Source organism: Stenotrophomonas sp. STEN013 (assembly GCF_056760355.1).
This window is the reverse complement of sequence record NZ_JBRREO010000001.1, coordinates 206571-227723: the sequence shown is the minus strand read 5'-3', so window position 1 is coordinate 227723 and position 21153 is coordinate 206571. Positions and strand designations below refer to the sequence as shown.

16 protein-coding genes are annotated in these 21153 nt (G+C 67.2%); 11 read left to right on the top strand and 5 right to left on the bottom strand.

Annotated features, from left to right (window positions below):
• The first annotated feature begins 118 nt into the window (after window positions 1-118).
• From acnD to pbpC, 4 genes are all read left to right on the top strand, one after another.
• A complete protein-coding gene (gene acnD / locus ACVOMH_RS01015) occupies window positions 119-2734 on the top strand; it encodes a Fe/S-dependent 2-methylisocitrate dehydratase AcnD (protein ID WP_481550756.1) in 2616 nt (871 codons plus the stop codon).
• Window positions 2735-2824: 90 nt separating this feature from the next.
• On the top strand, window positions 2825-4012 hold the full coding sequence (gene prpF / locus ACVOMH_RS01010; RefSeq protein WP_481550755.1) for a 2-methylaconitate cis-trans isomerase PrpF: 1188 nt from the start codon (window positions 2825-2827) through the stop codon (window positions 4010-4012).
• A gap of 205 nt (window positions 4013-4217) precedes the next feature.
• Entirely contained in the window at window positions 4218-9101 is a 4884-nt protein-coding gene (locus ACVOMH_RS01005) for an alpha-2-macroglobulin family protein (protein ID WP_481550754.1), read from the top strand.
• Window positions 9102-9221: 120 nt separating this feature from the next.
• Window positions 9222-11537, top strand: coding sequence for a penicillin-binding protein 1C (gene pbpC, locus ACVOMH_RS01000; RefSeq protein WP_481551139.1), 2316 nt, complete (start codon window positions 9222-9224; stop codon window positions 11535-11537).
• 54 nt (window positions 11538-11591) lie between these two features.
• Here pbpC and ACVOMH_RS00995 read toward each other — a convergent pair whose 3' ends face one another.
• Both ACVOMH_RS00995 and ACVOMH_RS00990 read right to left on the bottom strand, forming a co-directional pair.
• Entirely contained in the window at window positions 11592-12158 is a 567-nt protein-coding gene (locus tag ACVOMH_RS00995) for a ferritin-like domain-containing protein (protein WP_481550753.1), read from the bottom strand.
• Window positions 12159-12185: 27 nt separating this feature from the next.
• On the bottom strand, window positions 12186-12668 hold the full coding sequence (locus ACVOMH_RS00990; protein ID WP_481550752.1) for a redoxin family protein: 483 nt from the start codon (window positions 12666-12668) through the stop codon (window positions 12186-12188).
• A gap of 149 nt (window positions 12669-12817) precedes the next feature.
• Here ACVOMH_RS00990 and ACVOMH_RS00985 point away from each other — a divergent pair, with 149 nt between their 5' ends.
• Together ACVOMH_RS00985 and ACVOMH_RS00980 are read left to right on the top strand one after the other, a co-directional pair.
• The gene (locus ACVOMH_RS00985; protein WP_481523653.1) at window positions 12818-13255 is read left to right on the top strand and encodes an Hsp20/alpha crystallin family protein; all 438 of its coding nucleotides are present in this window, start codon (window positions 12818-12820) and stop codon (window positions 13253-13255) included.
• Between the two features lie 127 nt (window positions 13256-13382).
• Window positions 13383-14270, top strand: coding sequence for a DnaJ C-terminal domain-containing protein (locus tag ACVOMH_RS00980; RefSeq protein WP_057506018.1), 888 nt, complete (start codon window positions 13383-13385; stop codon window positions 14268-14270).
• Window positions 14271-14344: 74 nt separating this feature from the next.
• Here the strand turns inward: ACVOMH_RS00980 and pilH are convergent, their stop codons facing one another.
• Window positions 14345-14728: a twitching motility response regulator PilH gene (gene pilH / locus ACVOMH_RS00975; RefSeq protein WP_054660845.1), complete on the bottom strand. Its 384-nt coding sequence runs from the start codon at window positions 14726-14728 to the stop codon at window positions 14345-14347.
• A gap of 106 nt (window positions 14729-14834) precedes the next feature.
• On the bottom strand, window positions 14835-15830 hold the full coding sequence (locus tag ACVOMH_RS00970; protein WP_481550751.1) for a YhdH/YhfP family quinone oxidoreductase: 996 nt from the start codon (window positions 15828-15830) through the stop codon (window positions 14835-14837).
• A gap of 141 nt (window positions 15831-15971) precedes the next feature.
• Between ACVOMH_RS00970 and hflK the strand changes: the two genes are divergently transcribed.
• From hflK to ACVOMH_RS00945, 5 genes are all read left to right on the top strand, one after another.
• Window positions 15972-17075, top strand: coding sequence for an FtsH protease activity modulator HflK (gene hflK / locus ACVOMH_RS00965; RefSeq protein ID WP_054659494.1), 1104 nt, complete (start codon window positions 15972-15974; stop codon window positions 17073-17075).
• Window positions 17072-17935 (top strand): protease modulator HflC, encoded by an 864-nt coding sequence (hflC, locus tag ACVOMH_RS00960; RefSeq protein ID WP_054659496.1) that lies wholly within the window; start codon window positions 17072-17074, stop codon window positions 17933-17935. The genes hflK and hflC overlap by 4 nt, the downstream gene beginning before the upstream one ends.
• A gap of 78 nt (window positions 17936-18013) precedes the next feature.
• Window positions 18014-18199, top strand: a complete 186-nt coding sequence (locus ACVOMH_RS00955) for a DUF2065 domain-containing protein (protein WP_054659498.1) — start codon at window positions 18014-18016, stop codon at window positions 18197-18199.
• Between the two features lie 245 nt (window positions 18200-18444).
• Window positions 18445-19737 carry an adenylosuccinate synthase gene (locus ACVOMH_RS00950; protein WP_481523652.1) on the top strand — a complete coding sequence of 431 codons (1293 nt, stop codon included), beginning with the start codon at window positions 18445-18447 and terminating at the stop codon, window positions 19735-19737.
• 132 nt (window positions 19738-19869) lie between these two features.
• A complete protein-coding gene (locus ACVOMH_RS00945) occupies window positions 19870-20643 on the top strand; it encodes a hypothetical protein (protein ID WP_481550750.1) in 774 nt (257 codons plus the stop codon).
• A 63-nt stretch (window positions 20644-20706) separates the two neighbouring features.
• Here the strand turns inward: ACVOMH_RS00945 and ACVOMH_RS00940 are convergent, their stop codons facing one another.
• Entirely contained in the window at window positions 20707-21117 is a 411-nt protein-coding gene (locus tag ACVOMH_RS00940) for a hypothetical protein (protein WP_481523650.1), read from the bottom strand.
• Window positions 21118-21153 lie beyond the last annotated feature (36 nt).

The following is a 21153-nucleotide window of genomic DNA, read 5'->3' as shown; positions in this document are numbered from 1 at the left end:
TGCCCCCTGAAACCACCGTGGCGCTGCTGCCTGCTTCCAACGCCGGCTGGCAGCGCTGCTTTCGCAGGCACCGCGCAGGCGTGTGCCGCCCAGCCAGCCCGGATTCCACAGGCCCGCCATGAACACCGACTACCGCAAGCCCCTTCCCGGCACCCCGCTGGACTACTTCGACGCACAGGCTGCGGTCGATGCCATCGCCCCCGGTGCCTATGCCACGCTGCCGTACACCTCGCGCGTGCTGGCCGAAAACCTGGTGCGCCGTTGCAATCCGGCCACACTCACCGATTCGCTCAGGCAGCTGATCGAGCGCAAGCGTGACCTCGATTTTCCGTGGTTCCCGGCGCGCGTGGTGTGCCATGACATCCTCGGCCAGACCGCGCTGGTGGACTTGGCCGGCCTGCGTGACGCCATTGCCGACAAGGGCGGCGACCCGGCCAAGGTCAACCCGGTGGTGCCGGTGCAGCTGATTGTCGACCACTCGCTGGCGGTGGAATGTGGCGGCTACGATCCGGACGCGTTCGCCAAGAACCGCGCTATCGAGGACCGCCGCAACGAGGACCGCTTCCATTTCATCGACTGGACCAAGCTGGCCTTCGAGAACGTCGATGTGATTCCACCGGGCAACGGCATCATGCACCAGATCAATCTGGAGAAGATGTCACCGGTGATCTACCAGCAGGACGGCGTGGCCTTCCCCGATACCTGCGTGGGCACCGACAGCCACACCCCGCACGTCGATGCGCTGGGGGTGATCGCCATCGGCGTGGGCGGCCTGGAAGCAGAGAGCGTGATGCTGGGTCGCGCCTCGTGGATGCGCCTGCCCGACATCATCGGCGTCAAGCTGACCGGCAAGCCGCAGCCGGGCATCACCGCCACGGACGTGGTGCTGGCCCTGACCGAGTTCCTGCGCAACCAGCGCGTGGTCGGTGCCTGGCTGGAGTTCTTCGGCGAAGGTGCTGCGGCACTGACCATCGGTGACCGCGCCACCATCTCCAACATGTGTCCGGAATACGGCGCCACCGCAGCGATGTTCTACATCGATGCGCAGACCATCGACTACCTGCGTCTTACCGGACGTGAGGAAGCGCAGATCGCGCTGGTCGAGAGTTACGCCAGAACCACCGGCCTGTGGGCCGACGCGCTGACCACCGCGCAGTACGAACGCGTGCTGGAGTTCGACCTGTCCAGCGTGGTGCGCAACATGGCCGGCCCCAGCAATCCACACAAGCGCCTGCCGGTGGCCGAGCTGGCCGCGCGGGGTATCGCCGATGAAGCCAAGCTGGAGCGCGGCAAGGGCGAGCAAGCCCAGGGGCTGATGCCCGACGGCGCGGTGATCATCGCCGCCATCACCAGCTGCACCAATACCTCCAACCCGCGCAACGTGATCGCCGCCGCGCTGCTGGCGCGCAATGCCAACGCGCGTGGCCTGACCCGCAAGCCGTGGGTGAAGTCCTCGCTGGCCCCGGGTTCTAAGGCCGTACAGCTGTATCTGGAAGAAGCCGGCCTGCTGCCGGAGCTGGAGAAGCTGGGCTTCGGCATCGTCGCCTTTGCCTGCACCACCTGCAATGGCATGAGTGGCGCGCTGGATCCAGAAATCCAGCAGGAGATCATCGACCGCGACCTGTACTCGACCGCGGTGCTGTCGGGCAACCGCAACTTCGACGGCCGCATCCACCCCTATGCCAAGCAGGCGTTCCTAGCCTCGCCGCCGCTGGTGATCGCCTATGCCATCGCCGGCACCGTGCGTTTCGACATCGAGAAGGACGTGCTGGGTGTGGACGCCGATGGCAACGAGGTGCGCCTGAAGGACATCTGGCCGAGCGACGCCGAGATCGATGCGGTGGTGAAGGCGGCGGTGAAGCCGGAGCAGTTCCGCAAGGTTTACAACCCGATGTTCAACATCCGCGTCGAGCATGGCGGCAAGGTCAGCCCCCTGTACGCCTGGCGCCCGCGCAGCACCTATATCCGCCGCCCGCCGTATTGGGAGGGCGCATTGGCCGGTGAGCGCACGCTGCGTGGCATGCGCCCGCTGGCGGTGCTGCCGGACAACATCACCACCGACCACCTGTCGCCGTCCAACGCGATTCTGCCGTCCAGTGCGGCCGGCGAGTACCTGGCCAAGATGGGCTTGCCGGAAGAGGACTTCAATTCCTACGCCACCCACCGTGGCGATCACCTCACCGCGCAGCGCGCCACCTTCGCCAACCCGAAGCTGTTCAACGAGATGGTGCGCAATGAAGACGGCAGCGTGAAGCAGGGCTCGCTGGCGCGGGTGGAGCCGGAAGGCAAGGTGATGCGCATGTGGGAGGCGATCGAGACCTACATGGAGCGCAAGCAGCCGCTGATCATCATCGCCGGTGCCGACTACGGCCAGGGCAGCTCGCGCGACTGGGCGGCCAAGGGCGTGCGTCTGGCCGGTGTGGAGGCGATTGCCGCCGAAGGCTTCGAGCGCATCCACCGCACCAACTTGATCGGCATGGGCGTGCTGCCCCTGGAGTTCAAGCCGGGCACCAACCGCAACACGCTGGACCTCGACGGCACCGAGACATATGACGTGATCGGCCTGCGCACCCCGCGCACGGACCTGACCCTGGTCATCACCCGTCGTAACGGTGAGGTGCTGAAGGTGCCGATGACCTGCCGTCTGGATTCGGACGAGGAAGTGGCGATCTACGAGGCCGGTGGCGTGCTGCAGCGCTTCGCGCAGGACTTCCTGGAAGCTTCCAACGCCTGACGTACCCGGCGCCCTTCCCCTGGTGGAGGGCGCCGGGCAAGGAGCGTTGTTCCCGTCCGTCCCGTCACCCGCAAGCAAGGAAACCCGCGCATGTCCGCCATCCCCCAGATCCGCATCCCCGCCACCTATATGCGTGGTGGCACCTCCAAGGGCGTGTTCTTCCGTCTTGAGGATTTGCCCGAGGCCGCACGCGTGCCGGGTGTCGCACGGGACCGCCTGCTGCAGCGGGTGATCGGTTCGCCCGATCCGTACGGCAAGCAGACCGACGGCATGGGCGGGGCGACCAGTTCCACCAGCAAGTGCGTGATCCTCTCACCCAGCCGCCAGCCGGGCCATGACGTGGACTATCTCTACGGCCAGATCGCCATCGACAGCGATTTCGTCGACTGGTCCGGCAACTGCGGCAACCTGTCTACCGCCGCCGGCGCGTTCGCGCTGCATGCCGGCTATGTCGATCCGGCGCGGGTGCCGGCCGATGGCGTCTGCGTGGTGCGGATCTGGCAGGCGAACATCCGCAAGACCATCCTTGCCCATGTGCCGGTCAGCAATGGCCAGGTGCAGGAAACAGGCGACTTCGAGCTGGACGGGGTCACCTTCCCGGCGGCGGAGATCGTGCTGGAGTTCCTCGATCCGGCCGATGAGGGCGAAGGCGAGGGCGCGATGTTCCCGACCGGCAACCTGGTCGATGCGCTGGACGTGCCGGGTGTCGGCACGCTGCCGGCGACGATGATCACCGCCGGCATTCCCACCGTGTTCGTCAATGCCGCCGACCTGGGGTACAGCGGCACCGAGCTGCAGCCGGCGATCAACGAGGACAAGGCGGCGCTGGCCCGGCTGGAGGCCATTCGCGTGGCCGGCGCGTTGCGCATGGGCCTGATCCAGGCGCCGGAAGAAGCGCTCACCCGCCAGCACACGCCGAAGGTGGCCTTCGTCGCCCCGGCGACCGACTACGTTTCCAGCAGTGGCAAGACGGTCGGCGCGGTGGACATCGACCTCAACGTGCGCGCGATGTCGATGGGCAAGCTGCACCACGCGATGATGGGCACCGCCTCGGTGGCCATCGCCACGGCCGCCGCGGTGCCGGGCACGCTGGTGAATCTGGCCGCCGGTGGCGGCCCGCGCGATGCGGTGCGCTTTGGTCATCCTTCCGGCACGCTGGCTGTCGGCGCGTCGGTGACGCAGGTTGACGGGCAGTGGAGCGTCACCAGGGCGGTGATGAGCCGCAGCGCCCGCATCCTGATGGAAGGCTGGGTGCGGGTACCCGGCGACAGCTTCTGAGCGACGGCCGCGGCGGCCTGAAGGTGCCAGCGTTTTCCGCAGATGAAAGCCCGGCCTGGTGCCGGGCTTTCCGCTATCCGGGCAGTGCTGTGTCCGGGCGGTAACCGGGCTTTGCTTATACTCGGGCCGACCTCTGGGGAGTATCGCAATGGACAGGAAGGGATCGCCGGGCCGCAGTGTGGGGCACTCGACATGGAAGGGGGTAATGCTGCTCGCGCTGCTGGTGCTGGTGCTGGGCGCATGCAAGCGCAATCCGGCCGGACAGCTGCCCGGCGCCAGCGGCGAGGCGATCCAGGCCACGCAGGAGCAGGTGAAGGGCTTTGCCATGCTGCGGGCCTGGCCGGACCAGAAGGGCGGCGACGGTCTGGCGCTGGCGGTGGAGTTCTCGCGGCCGCTGGTCGGCACCCAGGATTTCGACAAACTGCTGCGTTTTGAAGAGAAGGTTGGCAACGCCGACAGCAGCTGGTCACTGTCCGATGACGGCAAGACCTTGCGCTACCCCTATGTGGAAGCGGCCCGTGAATACACGCTGGTCATCTCGCCGGATCTGCTGGCCGCCGATGGCAGCCGGCTCGGCACCGAGGTGCGGCAGAAGGTGTTCACCGGCGCGCTTGATCCGGCGGTCGGCTTCGCGTCGCAGGGCAGCGTGCTGCCGGCCAAGGACAGCCGCGGCCTGCCGGTGGTTTCGGTGAACGTGCCGGAAGTGGATGTCGAGTTCCTGCGCGTGCGCGAGAAGGACCTGTCGACCTTCTTCGGCCAGTACCAGCGCGGCGGCCGTCGCGGCAGCTGGGAGCTGGACAGCGATTACGGCGACAAGACCCCGCTGTCGCAGCTGGCCGAGCCGGTCTACGTCAACCGCTTCGTGCTGGGCGGCAAACAGAACGAGCGGGTGCTGACCTACCTGCCGATCCAGGACGTGAAGGAGTTGCAGCAGCCCGGCCTGTACTTCGCGGTGATGAAACGTACCGGCAGCTTCGAAAGCGAATACGACACCTCCTTCTTCACCGTCAGCGATATCGGCCTGCACACGCGCGCCTACAAGGACACGCTGTTCGTGCATACCGCCTCGCTGGCCAGCGGTGCGCCGGCGCGGAGCGTGCAGCTGCGCGTGCTCGACGGCAAGGGCGAGGTGGTGCTCAAGGGCCAGACCGACACGAACGGCAATGCGCTGCTGAACTACACCCTCGATGCCGCCCACGTACTGGTGGCCAGCAGTGGCAGCGACACCACCATGCTGCCCTTCAACCAGCCGGCGCTGGACCTGAGCGAGTTCGCGGTGGCCGGGCGCCAGAACGCCAACTTCGATGTGTTCGCCTGGTCCGGGCGTGACCTGTATCGCCCGGGCGAAACCGTGCGGATCTCGGCGCTGCTGCGCGACAACGACGGGCGGATGCTGCGCGGTCCGGCCACGGGCAGCCAGCCGGTATTCCTGCGTCTGAAACAGCCCGATGGCAAGACGTTCCGCGAAACCCGTCTGCAGCCGGGCGAACAGGGCTATTTCGCGTTCGAACAGGTGATTCCGGCTGAAGCGCCGACCGGGCGCTGGCAGGTGGAGTTCCGCACCGACCCGGCCAGCAAGGACGCGGTGCAGGGCATGACCCTGCGCATCGAGGAGTTCCTGCCCGAGCGGATGAAGCTGGACCTGGGCAGCGCGCAGGCCACGCTCAAACCGGGCGAGCCGCTCAAACTGCAGGCCGATGCGGCCTATCTGTATGGCGCCCCGGCCGATGGCAACCGTTTCACCGCGCGGCTGGCGGTGGCGGTGGAGCAGCATCCGCTGGAGTCGATGCCGGGCTGGTTCTTCGGTGATCCGACCGTGTCGCTGCCGCGCGAAGCCAACGATGTGATCGACACCACACTGCCGGCCGACGGCAAGCTGCGCCAGGACATCGCGCTGCCGGCCGAGGTGGGCAAGGGCACGCCGGTGGCGGCGGTGGTGTCGGGCAGCGTCTATGAAAGCGGTGGCCGTACCGTGACCCGCACGCTCAAGCGGGTGCTGTGGCCGGCGCCGGCGCTGGTCGCGCTGCGGCCGCTGTTCGATGACAAGGAGGGGGCCGACGCCAACGCCAATGCGCGTTTCGAACTGCTGCGGGTGGATGTCGAGGGCAAGCCGCAACCGGCCAAGGGCCTGAAGGTCACCTTGGTCCGCGAACTGCGCGACTACCATTGGAGCTATACCGACGACCGTTGGGACTACGATTTCACCCGCCGTTTCGAGAACAAGGAAACCCGCACCCTCGACGCCGGCAGCACCGCCGTGCGCTTCGATTTTCCAGTGGAATGGGGCGAGTACCGGGTGGATGTGTTCGACCCGGCCACCGGTCTGACCCTGCGTTATCCGTTCCGTGCCGGCTGGAGCTGGGAGGACGACAACCGCGGCCTTGACGCGCGTCCGGACAAGGTGAAGCTGGCGCTGGACAAGACCGCCTACCGCGCCGGCGATACGCTCAAGGTGACGGTCACCCCGCCGCATGCCGGCCGTGGCGTACTGATGGTCGAGAGCGACCACATGCTGTATGTGCAGGACATCGACGCCAAACCGGGCAGCACCTTCGAAATTCCGGTCACCAAAGACTGGGAGCGGCATGACGTCTACGTCACCGCGCTGGTGTTCCGTGGCGGCAGCGCACCCAGCAAGATCACCCCGGCACGCGCGGTCGGCGTGGCGCACGTGCCGATCGAGCGCGGCAACCGTCGGGTGGCGGTCGGGCTGGTGGCGCCCAAACAGATGCGTCCGGAACAGCCGATGACGGTGACCGTCAGTGCGCCGGAGCTGGCCGGCAAACCGGCCCATGTCACCGTGTCGGCGGTGGACGTGGGCATCCTCAACATCACCCGTTTCCCGGTGCCCGATGCCCCGGCGCACTTCTTCGCGCAGCGGCGCCTGGGGGTGGATGCCTATGACATCTATGGCCGGGTGATCGAGAGCTTCGAGGGCAACAGCGGCAAGCTGAAGTTCGGCGGCGACATGGCGCTGGCGGCGTTGCCGCAGGCCAAACGCCCGACCGCGCGGGTGCAGACCGTGGATCTGTTCTCCGGGCCGGTGGCGCTCGATGCCAGGGGCAACGCGCGGGTCACGCTGCGGGTACCCGATTTCAACGGCACCCTGCGGGTCTCGGCGCTGGTCTACGCCGATGACCGCTACGGCAACCGCGATGTGGAAACGCTGGTGCGCGCGCCGATCCTGGCCGAAGCCAGCATGCCACGGGTGATGGCGCCAGGCGACCGCAGCACGGTCACCCTGGACGTGCAGAACTTCACCGGCAAACCCGGCGAGTTCGCGGTACGCGTGGAAGGTGAAGGTCCTCTGAGCATCGCCGAGGCGAGCCGCAAGCTGCAGCTCGGCGTCGAGGCCAAGAGCACGGTGAGCTTCCCGTTGACCGCGCAGGAGGGCTACAGCGTGGCCAAGGTGCGGGTACGGGTGGAGGGCAACGGTTTCAAGGTGGACCGCCGCTACGACCTGCCGGTGCGCGCGGCGTGGCCGCAGGTGCTGCGCTCGCAGACGCGCACGCTCGATCCGCTGGCGCCGGTCACGCTCGACAGCGGATCGGCCAGTGGCCTGATGGCCGGTTCGGTCAACGCCCGCATGCTGGTCAGCGCGCTGCCGCCGATCCCGTTCGCCTCGGCCCTGCAAGGGGCACTGAACTATCCCTACGGCTGCGCCGAGCAGACCACCAGCAAGGGCTATGCGGCCCTGCTGCTGGATCAGGCCACCTCAAGCATGCTCGGTGCCGACGGGCTTGATGCCAAGGCCCGCAACGAGCGCATGGAAGGCGCATTCGGGCGGCTGGCCTCGATGCAGGTGGCCAATGGCAACTTCTCGATGTGGGGCAGCGACGATTACATCAATCCGGCGCTGACCCCGTACATCGCCGAGTTCCTGCTCGATGCCAAGGAGGCCGGTTTCGCGGTGCCGGAGAACGTGCTGCAGAAGGCGCTGAACCGGATCAGCGAAGACCTGCTCAGCGGTGGCAACCAGTTCTACGGCCAGGACCGCCGCGATGCGTTGAAATTCGCCAACCAGGCCTACTCCGGTTACCTGCTGGCACGGGTCAATCGCGCACCGCTGGGCACGCTGCGCACGCTGTGGGACAACGAGCGTTCCAAGGCAGTGACCGGCCTGTCGCTGGTGCATCTGGGCGTGGCGTTGTCGCTGCAGGGCGACAGCAAGCGCGGCCAGGCGGCGATCGCGGCCGGCTTCGCCAGGCCGGGCACGGATCGCCCGGCGTGGTTCGGCGACTACGGCAGCCCGCTGCGTGATGACGCCCTGATGATCGCACTGCTGCATGAGCGCGGGCTGGCCAAGCCGGAGTATGACGCACGCGTGGTCAGCCTCGGTCGCGAGCTGGATGCGCGCCGCAACAGTGGCTGGCTGTGGCTGAGCACGCAGGAACAGGTGGCGCTGGCACGGATGGGCAAGGCCTTGATGGCCAACCAGAAGAAGCTGGTGTCCGGTGAGCTGGCCATCGGTGGCAAGGTCGAGAACATCGAGGCGCGCAAGGTGTTCGCGCGCGTGTTCGACATGGCCCAGCTGGCACAGGGCGTGCGTTTCTCGCCGCAGGGTGAGGCGCCGATGTTCGCCAGTCTGGACGTGGCGGGCATCCCGCGGCAGGCACCGGCGCCGGACAACACCCATATCGGTATCGAGCGCAGCTGGTACGGCACCGACGGCAAGCCGTGGACGCCGCGGCCGCTGAAGGAGGGCGAGGCGCTGATTGTGCGGCTGGGCATCACCGCCAACGTCTCCATGCCCGACGCCCTGGTCACCGATCTGCTGCCGGCCGGCCTGGAGATCGAGAACTTCAACTTGGGCGATGCCAAGCAGTGGGCCGACGTGGTGGTGGATGGCGTGGAGATCAGCGACCGCGCGCGTGCGGCCGACGTCAAGCACGAGGAGTTCCGTGACGACCGCTATGTGGCGGCGCTGAATCTCCCGCGTGGCGGCAAGGCCCACGTGTTCTATCTGGTGCGCGCGGTCACGCCGGGCACCTACACGGTGCCGCCGCCGCTGGCCGAGGACATGTACCGTCCCGACCTGCGTGGCGTGGGCCGCAGCAATCCGACCACGATCACCGTGGTGCAGCCATGAACCGGTTCAATCCCAGCAACAGGCGGAGCGTGAGTGGGCCGAGCCGCTGAGCCGCAGCAACGGGGGGCGCGCGCCCGCTTCCCCCGGACCGGCGCCGTCGTTTCCCGCTGCTGGCCGTGGTTGCGCTGGGGCACGGCGGCACTGCTGGCGTTGCTGCTGGCGCTGGACGTCGTCTTTCCGCCGCCGCTGCCGAAGTCGCGCGACACCAGCACGCTGGTGGTGGCCAGCGATGGCACGCCGCTGCGCGCCTTCGCCGATGCTGAAGGGGTGTGGCGCTATCCGGCCGATGCGAAGAGCGTGTCGCCGCTGTATCTGCAGGCGTTGCTGACCTACGAGGACCGCTGGTTCTGGCGCCATCCGGGGATCAGTCCGTGGGCGCTGCTGCGCGCCGGCCGGCAGATGCTGGCCGAGCGCCGTATCGTTTCCGGCGGCTCGACGCTGACCATGCAGGTCGCGCGGATTCTCGATCCGCACACGCGCACGCCGTGGGGCAAGCTCAAGCAACTGCTGCGCGCGCTGCAGCTGGAAGTGCACCTGGGCAAGGCGCAGATCCTGGACCTGTACCTGGAGCGTGCGCCGTATGGCGGCACCATCGAGGGGGTCGAGGCGGCCAGCTGGGCTTACCTGGGCAAGTCCGCCGCGCATCTTTCGCAGGCCGAAGCGGCATTGCTGGCGGTGCTGCCGCAGTCGCCGAGCCGGCTGCGCCCGGACCGGCATCCGCAGGCCGCGCAGCGGGCGCGCGACAAGGTGCTCGAGCGCATGGCCGCGCTGGGCGTGTGGTCGGCCGATGAAGTCGCCGACGCGCGGATCGAACCGGTGGTCGCACGTTCGCTCCAACAGCCGCTGCATGCCGCCTTGCTGGCGCAGCGCCTGCGCGGTCTGCAGCCACGTGCCGCACAGATCCAGACCACGATCGACAGTGGTCTGCAGCGCATGCTGGAAGAGCGCGTGGCGGCCTATTTCTCCCAATTGCCCGAACGCACGTCGGCTGCCCTGCTGGTGCTGGACAACACCACGCTGGAGGCACGGGCCTATGTCGGCTCGGTGGCGTTTGCCGACAAGCCGCGGCTGGGCCACGTGGACATGGTGCAGGCCTGGCGTTCACCCGGTTCCACGCTCAAGCCGTTCCTGTACGGCATGGCGCTGGACGATGGCCTGATCCATTCGGAAAGCCTGCTGATTGATGCGCCGCAGAGCTTCGGGGGCTACCGGCCGGGCAACTTCGATGCCGCCTTCAACGGGCCGATCGGTGCGGCCAGCGCGTTGCGGCTGTCGTTGAACGTGCCGTCGGTGGACCTGCTCGACCGGGTCGGTCCCGCCCGTTTCGCCGCGCGGCTGGGCAATGCCGGCATCAATCTGCGCTTTCCGCGCGGCACCTCGCCGAATCTGGCCTTGATCCTGGGTGGTACCGGCGCGCGGCTGGAGGATCTGGTCGGCGCGTTCGCCGCGCTCAACCGTGAGGGCATCGCCGGGCGCGTGCGCTATACGCCGGACGATCCGCTGATCGAGCGCCGGCTGGTATCACCCGGGGCGGCGTGGATCGTGCGCGAGATCCTCCAGTCCAACCCGCGACCGGGTTATGGCGTGGGAACCTTCGATACCGGCAGTAGCCCGCCGGTGGCGTGGAAGACCGGCACCAGCTACGGCTATCGGGATGCCTGGGCCATCGGCGGCACCCAGCGTTACACCGTGGGCGTGTGGGTCGGCCGGCCCGATGGCACGCCGTTGCCGGGGCACTATGGCGCGGTCACCGCCTTGCCGCTGATGTTCGAGGTGATCGACAGCCTGCCGCGGCAGCCGGGCGACACCAGCCCCGGCGCCATGCCAGCCAGCGTCAGCGAGGTCGAGATTTGTTGGCCGCTGGGCATCGCCGCCGCGCAGACCTCAGCGGCGATGTGCCAGCGCCGTTTCAAGGCGATGGTGCTTGACGAGGGGGTGTCGCCCACATTCGCCGAGCGCGATGCACGGTTGTGGCAGTCCGGTCGTCTGCGGTTCCAGGTCGATGGCAGAACCGGCCAGCGTCTTTCACCGGGCTGCAAGGCGGCCGGTCCGGTGGAAGAGCGGGAGATCGCGCGCTGGCCGGCGCTGGCCGCGCCGTGGTTGTCGCTGGCGCAACGGCGCGCGCAGACCTTGCCACCGCTTGCGCCGCAATGTGACGGAAATGGCCAGCTGTCCGATGCTGTGCTGCATATCGACGGCCTCAATGACCGGGCCACGCTGGCCCGCGCACCCGGCGCCAGCAACGGCCCGCGTCTGCAGCTGCGCGCACTGGGTACCGAAACGGCGGTGGAATGGTTGCTGGACGGACGCTGGATCGCCCGGACCCAGGGCGCTCGCCCCTTCATGCGCCAGTTCGACGTACCGGGCGAATACACGCTCACCGCGCTGGCCGCTGATGGCGCGTGGACCCGGATCCGTTTCCGGGTCGCGCCGTAGCGGAGTGCGCACAGCGGAGCGGCCTCGGCCACTCCCGCGCGGCATCCCGCCCGCTTACTTGCCGACCCAGCCTTCCAGCAGGTCGGCGAAGTCGTCGGCGTGCTCCTCTTCCTGCGCCAGGATGAGCTCGAGCATGCGCTTGGTGGTGGTGTCCTTGTCGCCGATGAAGTTGATCATCTCGCGGTAGCTGTCGATGGCGATGCGCTCGGCGATCAGGTTCTCGCGCACCATGTCGCGCAGATCATCGCCTTCCTTGTACTCGGCATGGGCGCGGGCGGTCAGGGTGTCCGGATTGAGGTCCGGCTCGCCGCCCAGCTGCACGATGCGCTCGGCCAGCATGCCGGCGTGTTCCTGCTCCTGCTGTGCATGCTCGAGGAACTCGCCTTTCACCGAATCGGCAAGCATGCCCTTGGCCATGTAGTAGTGCCGGTAGTAGCGCAGCACGCATACCCATTCGGTTGCCAGCGCGTCGTTGAGCAATTTGATCACCGCCTTGCGATCGGCACCGTAGGACGGGGTGATGGCACCATCCTCGATGCTCTTGCGGGCGTTGGCGCGCAGGGTTTTGCGGTCGGTGAGCCCGGCGGGCTGGACGGACTTGGCGGCGGACGGCTTGCTCATGGCTGGCGGATCCTTCTGTGGGAAAACTTATGTGGGGAGATGGGCGAGGACATGCTCCGCGGAGGAAACCTCGAACTGGCCCGGCTGCTCGATGAAGCAGCTGCGCACCACGCCGTCTTCGATATACAGCGCGAAACGGCGCGAACGCAGGCCCATGCCGGAGCTGCTGGCATCCAGCTCCAGTCCCAGTGCGCGGGTGAGCTCGCCATTGCCGTCGGACAGCATCTGCAGGCCATCGGGCACCGACTGGGTCTTGGCCCAGGCCTGCATTACGAAGGCGTCGTTCACCGCCATGCAGTACACCTCGATGCCACGACGGCGGAATTCGTCGAAATGCTCGACGTACCCGGGCAGATGGCGGGCCGAGCAGGTCGGGGTGAATGCCCCCGGTACCGCGAACAGCACCGCCTTGCGGCCATCGAACAGCGCGTAGGTGTCGACCGTCTCCAGCCCTTCGCGCAGGCGCTTGAGGGTTACTTCCGGAATGCGGTCGCCAACGTGGATGGACATGGGTATCTCCTTGCCTGAATTTGAGTTTAGTGGCCGCTGGTGAAGCGCAGCGTCAACGGCTTGAAAAGGCTGTCTTCACACAATATCTGGGGTGCACGGGAACGGCATCGCCATTCCGGCATGTCAGTCCACACTTGCAGGAGGACATCATGAGCATCGTACGTTACCGCCAGTGGCCGACGCAGACCGAGATCCATGATCTGCTGGCGCCACTGCTGAAAACCGCCGAAAGCGCCGCCCGCGCCAGCACCGCCTGGGTACCGGCCGTGGATATCCGCGAGGAAGCCTCGCAGTTCGTTCTGCTGGCCGATCTGCCGGGCGTGGATCCGGCTGCCATCGACGTGCAGATGGACAAGGGCGTTCTTTCGATCAAGGGCGAGCGCGTGGCCCCGGTGCTGGAGGAAGGCCAGCAGCTTTCGCGCAGCGAGCGTGGCCATGGGGCGTTCATCCGCCGCTTTACGCTGCCTGACAGCGTTGACGTGGAGGGGATCGTGGCCAGCAACCGCAACGGCGTGCTGGAGATCCGCATTCCCAAGCGCAGCGAGGCGGCGCCGCGCCGCATTGAGGTCCGTCACGTCGCGGGCTGAGCCGATGTGAGCGGGTTTGCACCGGCGCAGCCGCCGTGGCCCGGTAGAATGGCGCCACGGCGGTTGCCGCATGCATGACGGCCCGTTGCCGAAAGGTGGCGGGCCGGACTTTTTCAGAGGTGGATGGATGGAATTCAAGGATTACTACGCAACGTTGGGGGTCGAGCCCACGGCCGGCGATGCCGAGATCAAGGCGGCCTACCGGCGGCTGGCGCGCAAATACCATCCTGATGTGAGCAAGGAAACCGGCGCCGAGGAGAAGTTCAAGGCCGTCAACGAGGCCTACGAGGCGCTGCGCGACCCGGCCAAACGCCGCGCGTACGACCAGCTGCGTGCGCAGGGCTATCGTCCGGGCGAGGAATTCCACGCGCCGCCCAACTTCGGCGGCGGCCAGGGCTTCGATTTCGAGGAGGTCTTCGGCGGTGGTGGCGCCGGCGGCGGCTTCAGCGATTTCTTCGAAAGCCTGTTCGCCCGCCAGCGCGGCGGCGGCCGTGCCCAGGGGGGCTTCGGGGGCGCCGGGCCGCAGCCGATGCGCGATACCCGCGCCAAACTGTCGGTGCCGCTGGAGGCCGCCTACAAGGGCGACACCTTGCGTATCACCGTGGATGGCCGCCAGCTGGATGTGCGCGTGCCCAAGGGCATCCGTCCGGGCCAGGTGATCCGGCTGTCCGGGCAGGGCAGCGCCGGCGGCAACCTGATGCTGGAAGTGGAGTACGCCGCGCATCCGCAGTTCGAGGTCGATGGCCGCAATATCCTCTACACGCTGCAGGTCACGCCGTGGCAGGCCGCGCTGGGTACCAGCATCAGCGTGCCGACGCTGGGCGGGGCGGTGGAGCTGAAGGTGCCGGCCGATTCGGACAGCGGGCGCAAGCTGCGCCTGCGCGGGCGCGGATTGCCGGGCTCGCCTGATGGCGACCAGATCGTGGAACTGGAGGTGGTTGCGCCGGTGGCCACCAACGACGCCCAGCGCAAGGCGTACCAGAACCTGGCCAAGGCGTTCGGCGAAGCCCCGTAAGCGCGGCAGGCCGGTAGGCAGAAAGCACAAAGGCGGGCCAGTGGCCCGCCTTTTGCTTGTCCGCAATCGTGGCTTCAGGCCGGCGGTGGCTCTTCCACATTGAATACCCGTTCGATTACTTCCGACAGCTCCGCTTCGGAGAACGGCTTGGTGATATAGGCCTTGGCGCCCTGGCGCATGCCCCACAGCCGGTCGGTATCCTGGTCCTTGGTGGTCACCAGGATCACCGGGATGTGCTGGGTGCTGGCCTCGCGCTTGAGCGTGCGCGTGGCCTGGAAGCCGTTGAGGTTGGGCATCACCACGTCCATGAGCACCAGGTCCGGCAGCACTGATTTGGCCACTTCCACCCCGGCAGCGCCGTCGGTGGCGGTGAAGGTCTCATGCCCCAGTTTCTCGACGATGCGCTGGATGCCCATCAGCTGCGACGGTGAATCGTCGACGATCAGGATGCGTGCCATGTTGTTTCCCCACTTCCATCTTCCCCAAGATGCGGGCGAGTGTAGTGCCGGCCCGGCATGGACGTGAAGCTTTGTGCGTCACGTCCGTGGCGCGGTGCCGGGTTGGTCAGTCCACTCTTACGAGCGTGCGGCCGAAGGACTGTCCGGCCAGCATGCGCTCGAACACCTGCGGAAGCTCGGCCAGGCCCACTTCCCGGCGGCAGATGGTGTCCAGGTGGCGCGGCTTCCAGTCATCGCCCAGGTGCTGCCAGACCTGCTGGCGGATATCGCGCGCGGTTCCGGCCGAGGCTACGCCCAGCAGCGAGACGCCGCGGATGATGAAGGGCATCACCGTCATGGCCAGATCGCCGCTGGCGGCCAGGCCGGCCGAGGCGACATTGCCGTACGGCGCGGTCTGCGCCAGCAGGCTGACCAGCATCGGCCCGCCGACGTTGTCCAGGCCGCCGCCGAAGCGGGCCGATTCCATCGGCCGTGTGGTGGCCAGCGCCTCGCGGCCCAGCACCTGGCTGGCACCCAGGCCGGTCAGATAGTCCGCCGCCTCGGCTTTGCCGCTGATGGCGTGCACCTCGAACCCGGCGCGGCTGAAGATGTCCACCGCCAGCGAGCCGACACCGCCGGTGGCGCCGGTGACCGCCAGCGGACCCTGGGCGGGCGACTGGCGGTTTTCCTTCATCCGCAGCAGCGCCAGGGCCGCGGTGAAACCGGCGGTACCGAGAATCATCGATTCGCGCAGGGACAGCCCGGCCGGCAGGGCGATGACCCACTTGGATTCCAGCCGCACGTACTGGCTGTAGCCGCCGTCCCGGGTTTCGCTCAGGCCGCAGCCGGTGGTGAGCACCAGGTCGCCCTCGCGGAAGGCCGGGTCGGTGGAGGCCACCACTTCGCCGGCCACGTCGATCCCGCCCACCAGCGGGAAACGCCGCAGGATCTTGCCCTTGCCGGTACCGGCCAGCGCATCCTTGTAGTTCACCGAGGACCAGCGGGCGCGGATCACCACCTCGCCGGGGCTGAGCTGGTCCAGCGTGAGGGACTCCATCCCGGCGCGGTAGCCGGCCTCGTCGTTGTGGATGCGGAAGGCGGAAAAGGGGGTGGACAGGGACATGGCGGTATCTGGACCGGAACGGGGGATGTCCAAGATAGCGGTTGCGAAACGGCGGGTCTGCCCCATCTTGTAGAATCGGGATTCGATTGATGGCCGGTAATCGCGGGTAGTCCGCCGCCGGCCCTGACAGATGGAGCATGCATGGCCTGGAATACACCCGGCGGCAACAGCGGCGATGGCCCTCAGGGCAACCGCAAGCCACGCGGCGGCAATGGGGGAGGTTGGGGCGGCGGAAGCCTGCCCGGACCACTGCGCGACCTGTTCGATGGCGGTATCTGGCGCTGGGTGCTGGTGGCCGTGGTGTTGCTGGTGCTGTTCTCCAGCTTCCAGCTGATCGGCGAACAGCAGCGTGGCGTGGTGCTGCGCTTTGGCCAGTTCTCGCGGATCCTGCAGCCCGGCCCGAATTTCAAACTGCCGTGGCCGATCGAATCGGTGGCCAAGGTCAACGCCACCCAGATCAAGACCTTCAGCAGCAACGTGCCGGTGCTGACCCGTGACGAGAACATCGTCAATGTCGCGGTCAACGTCCAGTACCGGGTCGACGATCCGCGCCAGTATCTGTTCGGTACAGTCGATGGCGACCAGGTGCTGGAGCAGTCGGCGCAGAGCGCGGTGCGTGAGCAGGTCGGCCGTGCCGATCTGAACACCGTGCTCAACAACCGCGGCCCGCTGGCGGTGGTTGCCGAGCAGCGGCTGCAGGCCGCGCTCAAGGCCTACAACACCGGCCTGAGCGTCACCGGCCTGACCCTGCCCGACGCGCGTCCGCCGGAAGAAGTGAAGCCGGCATTCGACGAGGTCAACGGTGCCCAGCAGGTCAAGGAACGCCTGATCAACGAAGCCCAGGCCTACGCGGCCAAGGTCGTGCCGGAAGCGCGTGGCCAGGCCTCGCGGGCCCGTACCACGGCCGAAGGCTACAAGCAGGCGATGGTCGCCCGCGCCGAAGGTGACGCGCGCCGCTTCAGCCTGCTGCAGGCCGAGTACAAGAACGCGCCGGAAGTCACCCGCAAGCGCCTGTGGCTGGAAACCGTGCAGCAGGTGCTGTCGGAAAACCGCAAGGTCATCGGTGGCGACGGCCGCCAGCTGATCTACGTGCCGATGCCGGCCGACGCCGCCAAGGCGTCGGGCAATGCGCCGCAGCTGACCCCGGACATGGTGGTGCCGGCGTTGCCGTCGGCCACCGAGAGCATTCGCAATGCGGACCGTTCGGTCTCGCGCTCGGCAAATCGTGAGGAGGCCGGTCGATGAAAAGTTCGTTTGGAATCGGCCTGCTGGTCGTGGTGCTGCTGGGTCTGCTGGGCTCGGTCTATGTGGTGCGGGAAGACCAGACCGCGATGGTGCTGAACCTGGGCAAGGTGGTGCGCTCGGACATCAAGCCCGGCCTGCATTTCAAGGTGCCGCTGGTGGAAACGGTGCGGGTGTTCGATCGCCGCTTCCAGGTGCTGGACACCGCGCCGGCGCGTTATTTCACCGCCGAGCAGAAGGACGTCAGCGTCGACTTCTTCGCCATCGGTTACATCTCCGATGTGCGCTCCTACTACCGCGCCACCGGCGGTGACGCCAAGGTGGCCAACGCCCGTCTGGCGCCGATCATCACCGACTCGCTGCGCAACCAGATCAACTCGCGCACGCTGCAGCAGCTGGTGTCCGGTGACCGCAGCGAGCTGATCGCCGGCCAGCTCAAGAGCATCAACGAGGCGGTCAAACCGCTGGGCATGCAGATCATCGACCTGCGCATCAAGCAGATCGACCTGCCCACCGACAGCCAGGTGATCACCGACGTGTACGAGCGCATGCGGGCGCAGCGCAAGCAGGAGGCCGCCAAGCTGCGCGCCGAAGGCGAGGAGCAGTCGCTGACCATCCGCGCCCAGGCTGATCGCGAAAGCACGGTCATCGTGGCCGAAGCCGAGCGCGATGCGCAGCAGCTGCGCGGTGAGGGCGATGCCCAGGCCGCGGCGATCTACGGCAAGGCCGGTTCGGCCGACCCGTCGTTCTACGCGTTCTACCGCAGCCTGGAGGCCTACCGCGCCTCGATGACCGACGGCAACGGCGTGATCGTGCTCGACAAGAACGACCCGTTCCTGCAGTACATGAAGAACGATCGCTGAGGCGGTTGTCACGCGTCACCCTGACGGGGATCGGGCACTGCCCGGTCCCCGTTTCTTTACGGGCGAAGGAAGAGAGCGATGAAAGACCTGTTGGCCGCGTTGTGCCTGGTGGCGGTGATCGAAGGGCTGTTCCTGTTTGCCGCCCCGGCCGCGTGGAAGCGCATGGCCGAACAGCTGCTGGACGCCCCGCTGCCGGCGCTGCGGCGGATGGGCGCAATCGCGCTGGCGGCGGGGTTGGTGATGCTGTGGTGGCTGCGACACTGAACCCCCACCGGCCGGTGCCGTCATCCTGAATGTGCAGGGGTGGTAGCTGCGCAGCAAAACCCGGATAATCCACAAAAGCCGGTCGGGCCCTCCAGTTGATGGAATGCCAGATGCGGCTTTTTCCGTGTATGGCCTTGGTGTTTGCCGGATGCTCCCCGATGGAGCCTCCCCGTGGCGGACAGGCTTGGACCACACGACCCCGTCCGCGGCCCCGATGGCCGCAGCAAACTCAGGAGTCACCCGTCATGGGTCAATCAGTTGTTGTTCTCGGCGCCCAGTGGGGCGATGAAGGCAAGGGCAAGATCGTCGATCTGCTGACCGAGGAAATCGGTGCGGTCGTGCGTTTCCAGGGCGGCCACAATGCCGGGCATACCCTGGTCATCAACGGCAAGAAGACGGTCCTGCACCTGATTCCGTCCGGCATCCTGCGCGATGACGCGCTGTGCCTGATCGGCAATGGCGTGGTGATTTCCCCGGCGGCGCTGAAGAAAGAGATCGAGGAGCTGGAAGCGGCCGGCGTGGAAGTGCGCTCGCGCCTGAAGATCTCCCCGGCCGCGCCGCTGATCATGCCGTACCACATCGCCCTGGATCAGGCCCGCGAGAAGGCCGCCGGCGGCAAGGCCATCGGCACCACCGGCCGTGGCATCGGCCCGGCCTATGAAGACAAGGTGGCACGCCGCGGCATCCGCATCGCCGACCTGCACTATCCGGAACAGCTGGCCGAAAAGCTCAAGGCCGCGCTGGATTACCACAACTTCGTGCTGACCCAGTACCTGGGCGTGGAAGCGGTCGATTTCGACACCGTCTATGCCGAAGCCCTGGCGTTCGGCGAATACGTCGAGCCGATGAAGTCCGACGTCGCCGGCATCTGTCATGACCTGCGCAAGCAGGGCAAGCGCGTGCTGTTCGAAGGCGCGCAGGGCGCACTGCTGGACATCGACCACGGCACCTACCCGTACGTCACCAGCTCCAACACCACCGTCGGTGGCGCGCTGGCCGGTGCCGGTGTCGGCGCCGATGCGATCGACTACGTGCTGGGCATCGCCAAGGCTTACGCCACCCGCGTCGGCGGCGGTCCGTTCCCGACCGAGCTGGACGACGAGATCGGCCAGGGCATCCGTGACCGCGGTGCCGAGTACGGCGCCTCCACCGGCCGTCCGCGCCGTTGCGGCTGGATGGACATCGTCGCGCTCAAGCGCGCCGTGGCCATCAACGGTATCTCCGGCCTGTGCATCACCAAGCTGGACGTGCTCGACGGCATGGAGAAGCTCAAGGTCTGCATCGCCTACGAATACCGTGGCAAGCGCACCGAGTACGCGCCGCTGGACGCTCAGGGCTGGGAAGAGTGCACGCCGGTGTACCTGGAGTTCCCGGGCTGGAGCGAGAACACCCACGGCATCACCGAGTGGGACAAGCTGCCGCCGGCCGCCCGCGCCTACCTGCGCGCGCTGGAAGAACTGGCAGGTTGCCCGGTCTCGATCGTCTCCACCGGCCCGGACCGCGACCACACCATGATCCTGCAGGATCCGTGGGGCTGATAGCTCCTCATCGTCCGGCTTGATGATTGAAGCAAGGCCCCGCCCAGTGCGGGGCTTTGTTTTTTCCGGATGTAGAGACTTCCGCCGCCTCCGAATTTGCGCGATGCTCGACTGCATCGGGGAGGGGCTTACATGGAACGCAGCGATAAGACGGACACGCCGCAAGGCGCGGCACCAGGTGGAGACAGAGCGCTGGACTGGTCGCTGATGCCGGTGGCACAAGGCAGCGATGACTCGGTAGTGATGCAGGCACTGCAGCGTGTCCGGCGTGAGCCGGCATTGCTGTTCACCGCGACCTACCTGCTGGTTTCGGTACTGGGGCTCTGGTGTAGCTACTGGTTCTTCTGGGGTTTCGAACTGCCGATTCTCGAATACCTTCAGGCCAGCGATTTCTTGGTGGCCGGCGTGCGTGACCCGGCCTATGTGTTCGTACTGGCCATGGGGGCGCTGCTGGTGCTGGTGGTCAGCTGGCCCGAGACGATGCGCCTGCGCAACCCGGAGAAAGTCGCGCAGCTGCGTGCGCGCAGCGTGTGGTGGCGGATGCTGTTCTCCCGCAGCGCTTTGACCAGCTGGGATGCCACTGGCTTGCGTCCGTTGACGGCGATGACCGTATCGGTGGTGATGTGCATGGCCATCGGCAGTGCGATCTACGTGATGAAGCGTGGCGAGTACATCCGCCAGAGCGGCAGTGGCCACGTGGTTACTGTGCAGTTCAATGGTGAGCCTGCGGCGCAGCCGGGGACCGCGCGTCTGCTGGGTTCCAGCAGTGCATTCGTGTTTCTCTGGTGGCCGCAGCACAAGCGCGCCGAAGCGGTTCCGATCGCTACGATCAAGCGCCTGCAGGTGGTGACCGATGGCCGCGCAAAGCCGGCTCCGGGCATCGCCCCTGGCAAAGTGGCGCACTAGGTATACGTCAGCTTGCTGGCGCCACCGGTTCTCCTGAGGTCGCTGGCCGGGTGCTGCGGGGAGTCAGGGTTGGTCGAGCGGCGTGCCGTTGATGCGGCGTTCGACGATTTCCAGCAGGGTCGGCGTGCTGACGCCGAACGAGCCGGCACGGCCTTCGTCGAACGCCTCGCGCCACTGCCCGTACCCCTGTTCGTAGGCCGGATCCGGGGTGCGCTGGGCGATAAAACGCAGCTGGCTGCGCTCCAGGGTCTGGTCGGTCACCGGCGCGTGGGCGAGCTTGGTCATGTAACCGCTGGGCAGACCCGGGTGACGGATCTTCAGGGCATCCAGAGTCACGTGGTAGATGTTGCCGCCGCCGAGCGGATGCTGGTCGATGCGGTTGATCAACAGCGTGGGCTGCTCGCCGGCATGGCGGCCCTGGCAGGCCCACAGCTGGCCGACGGCGAAATGGTTCGGAGTGGGGGCTTGGCTCATGGGGCGTCGGTCCGCAGGCAGATAAGCCCGATGATG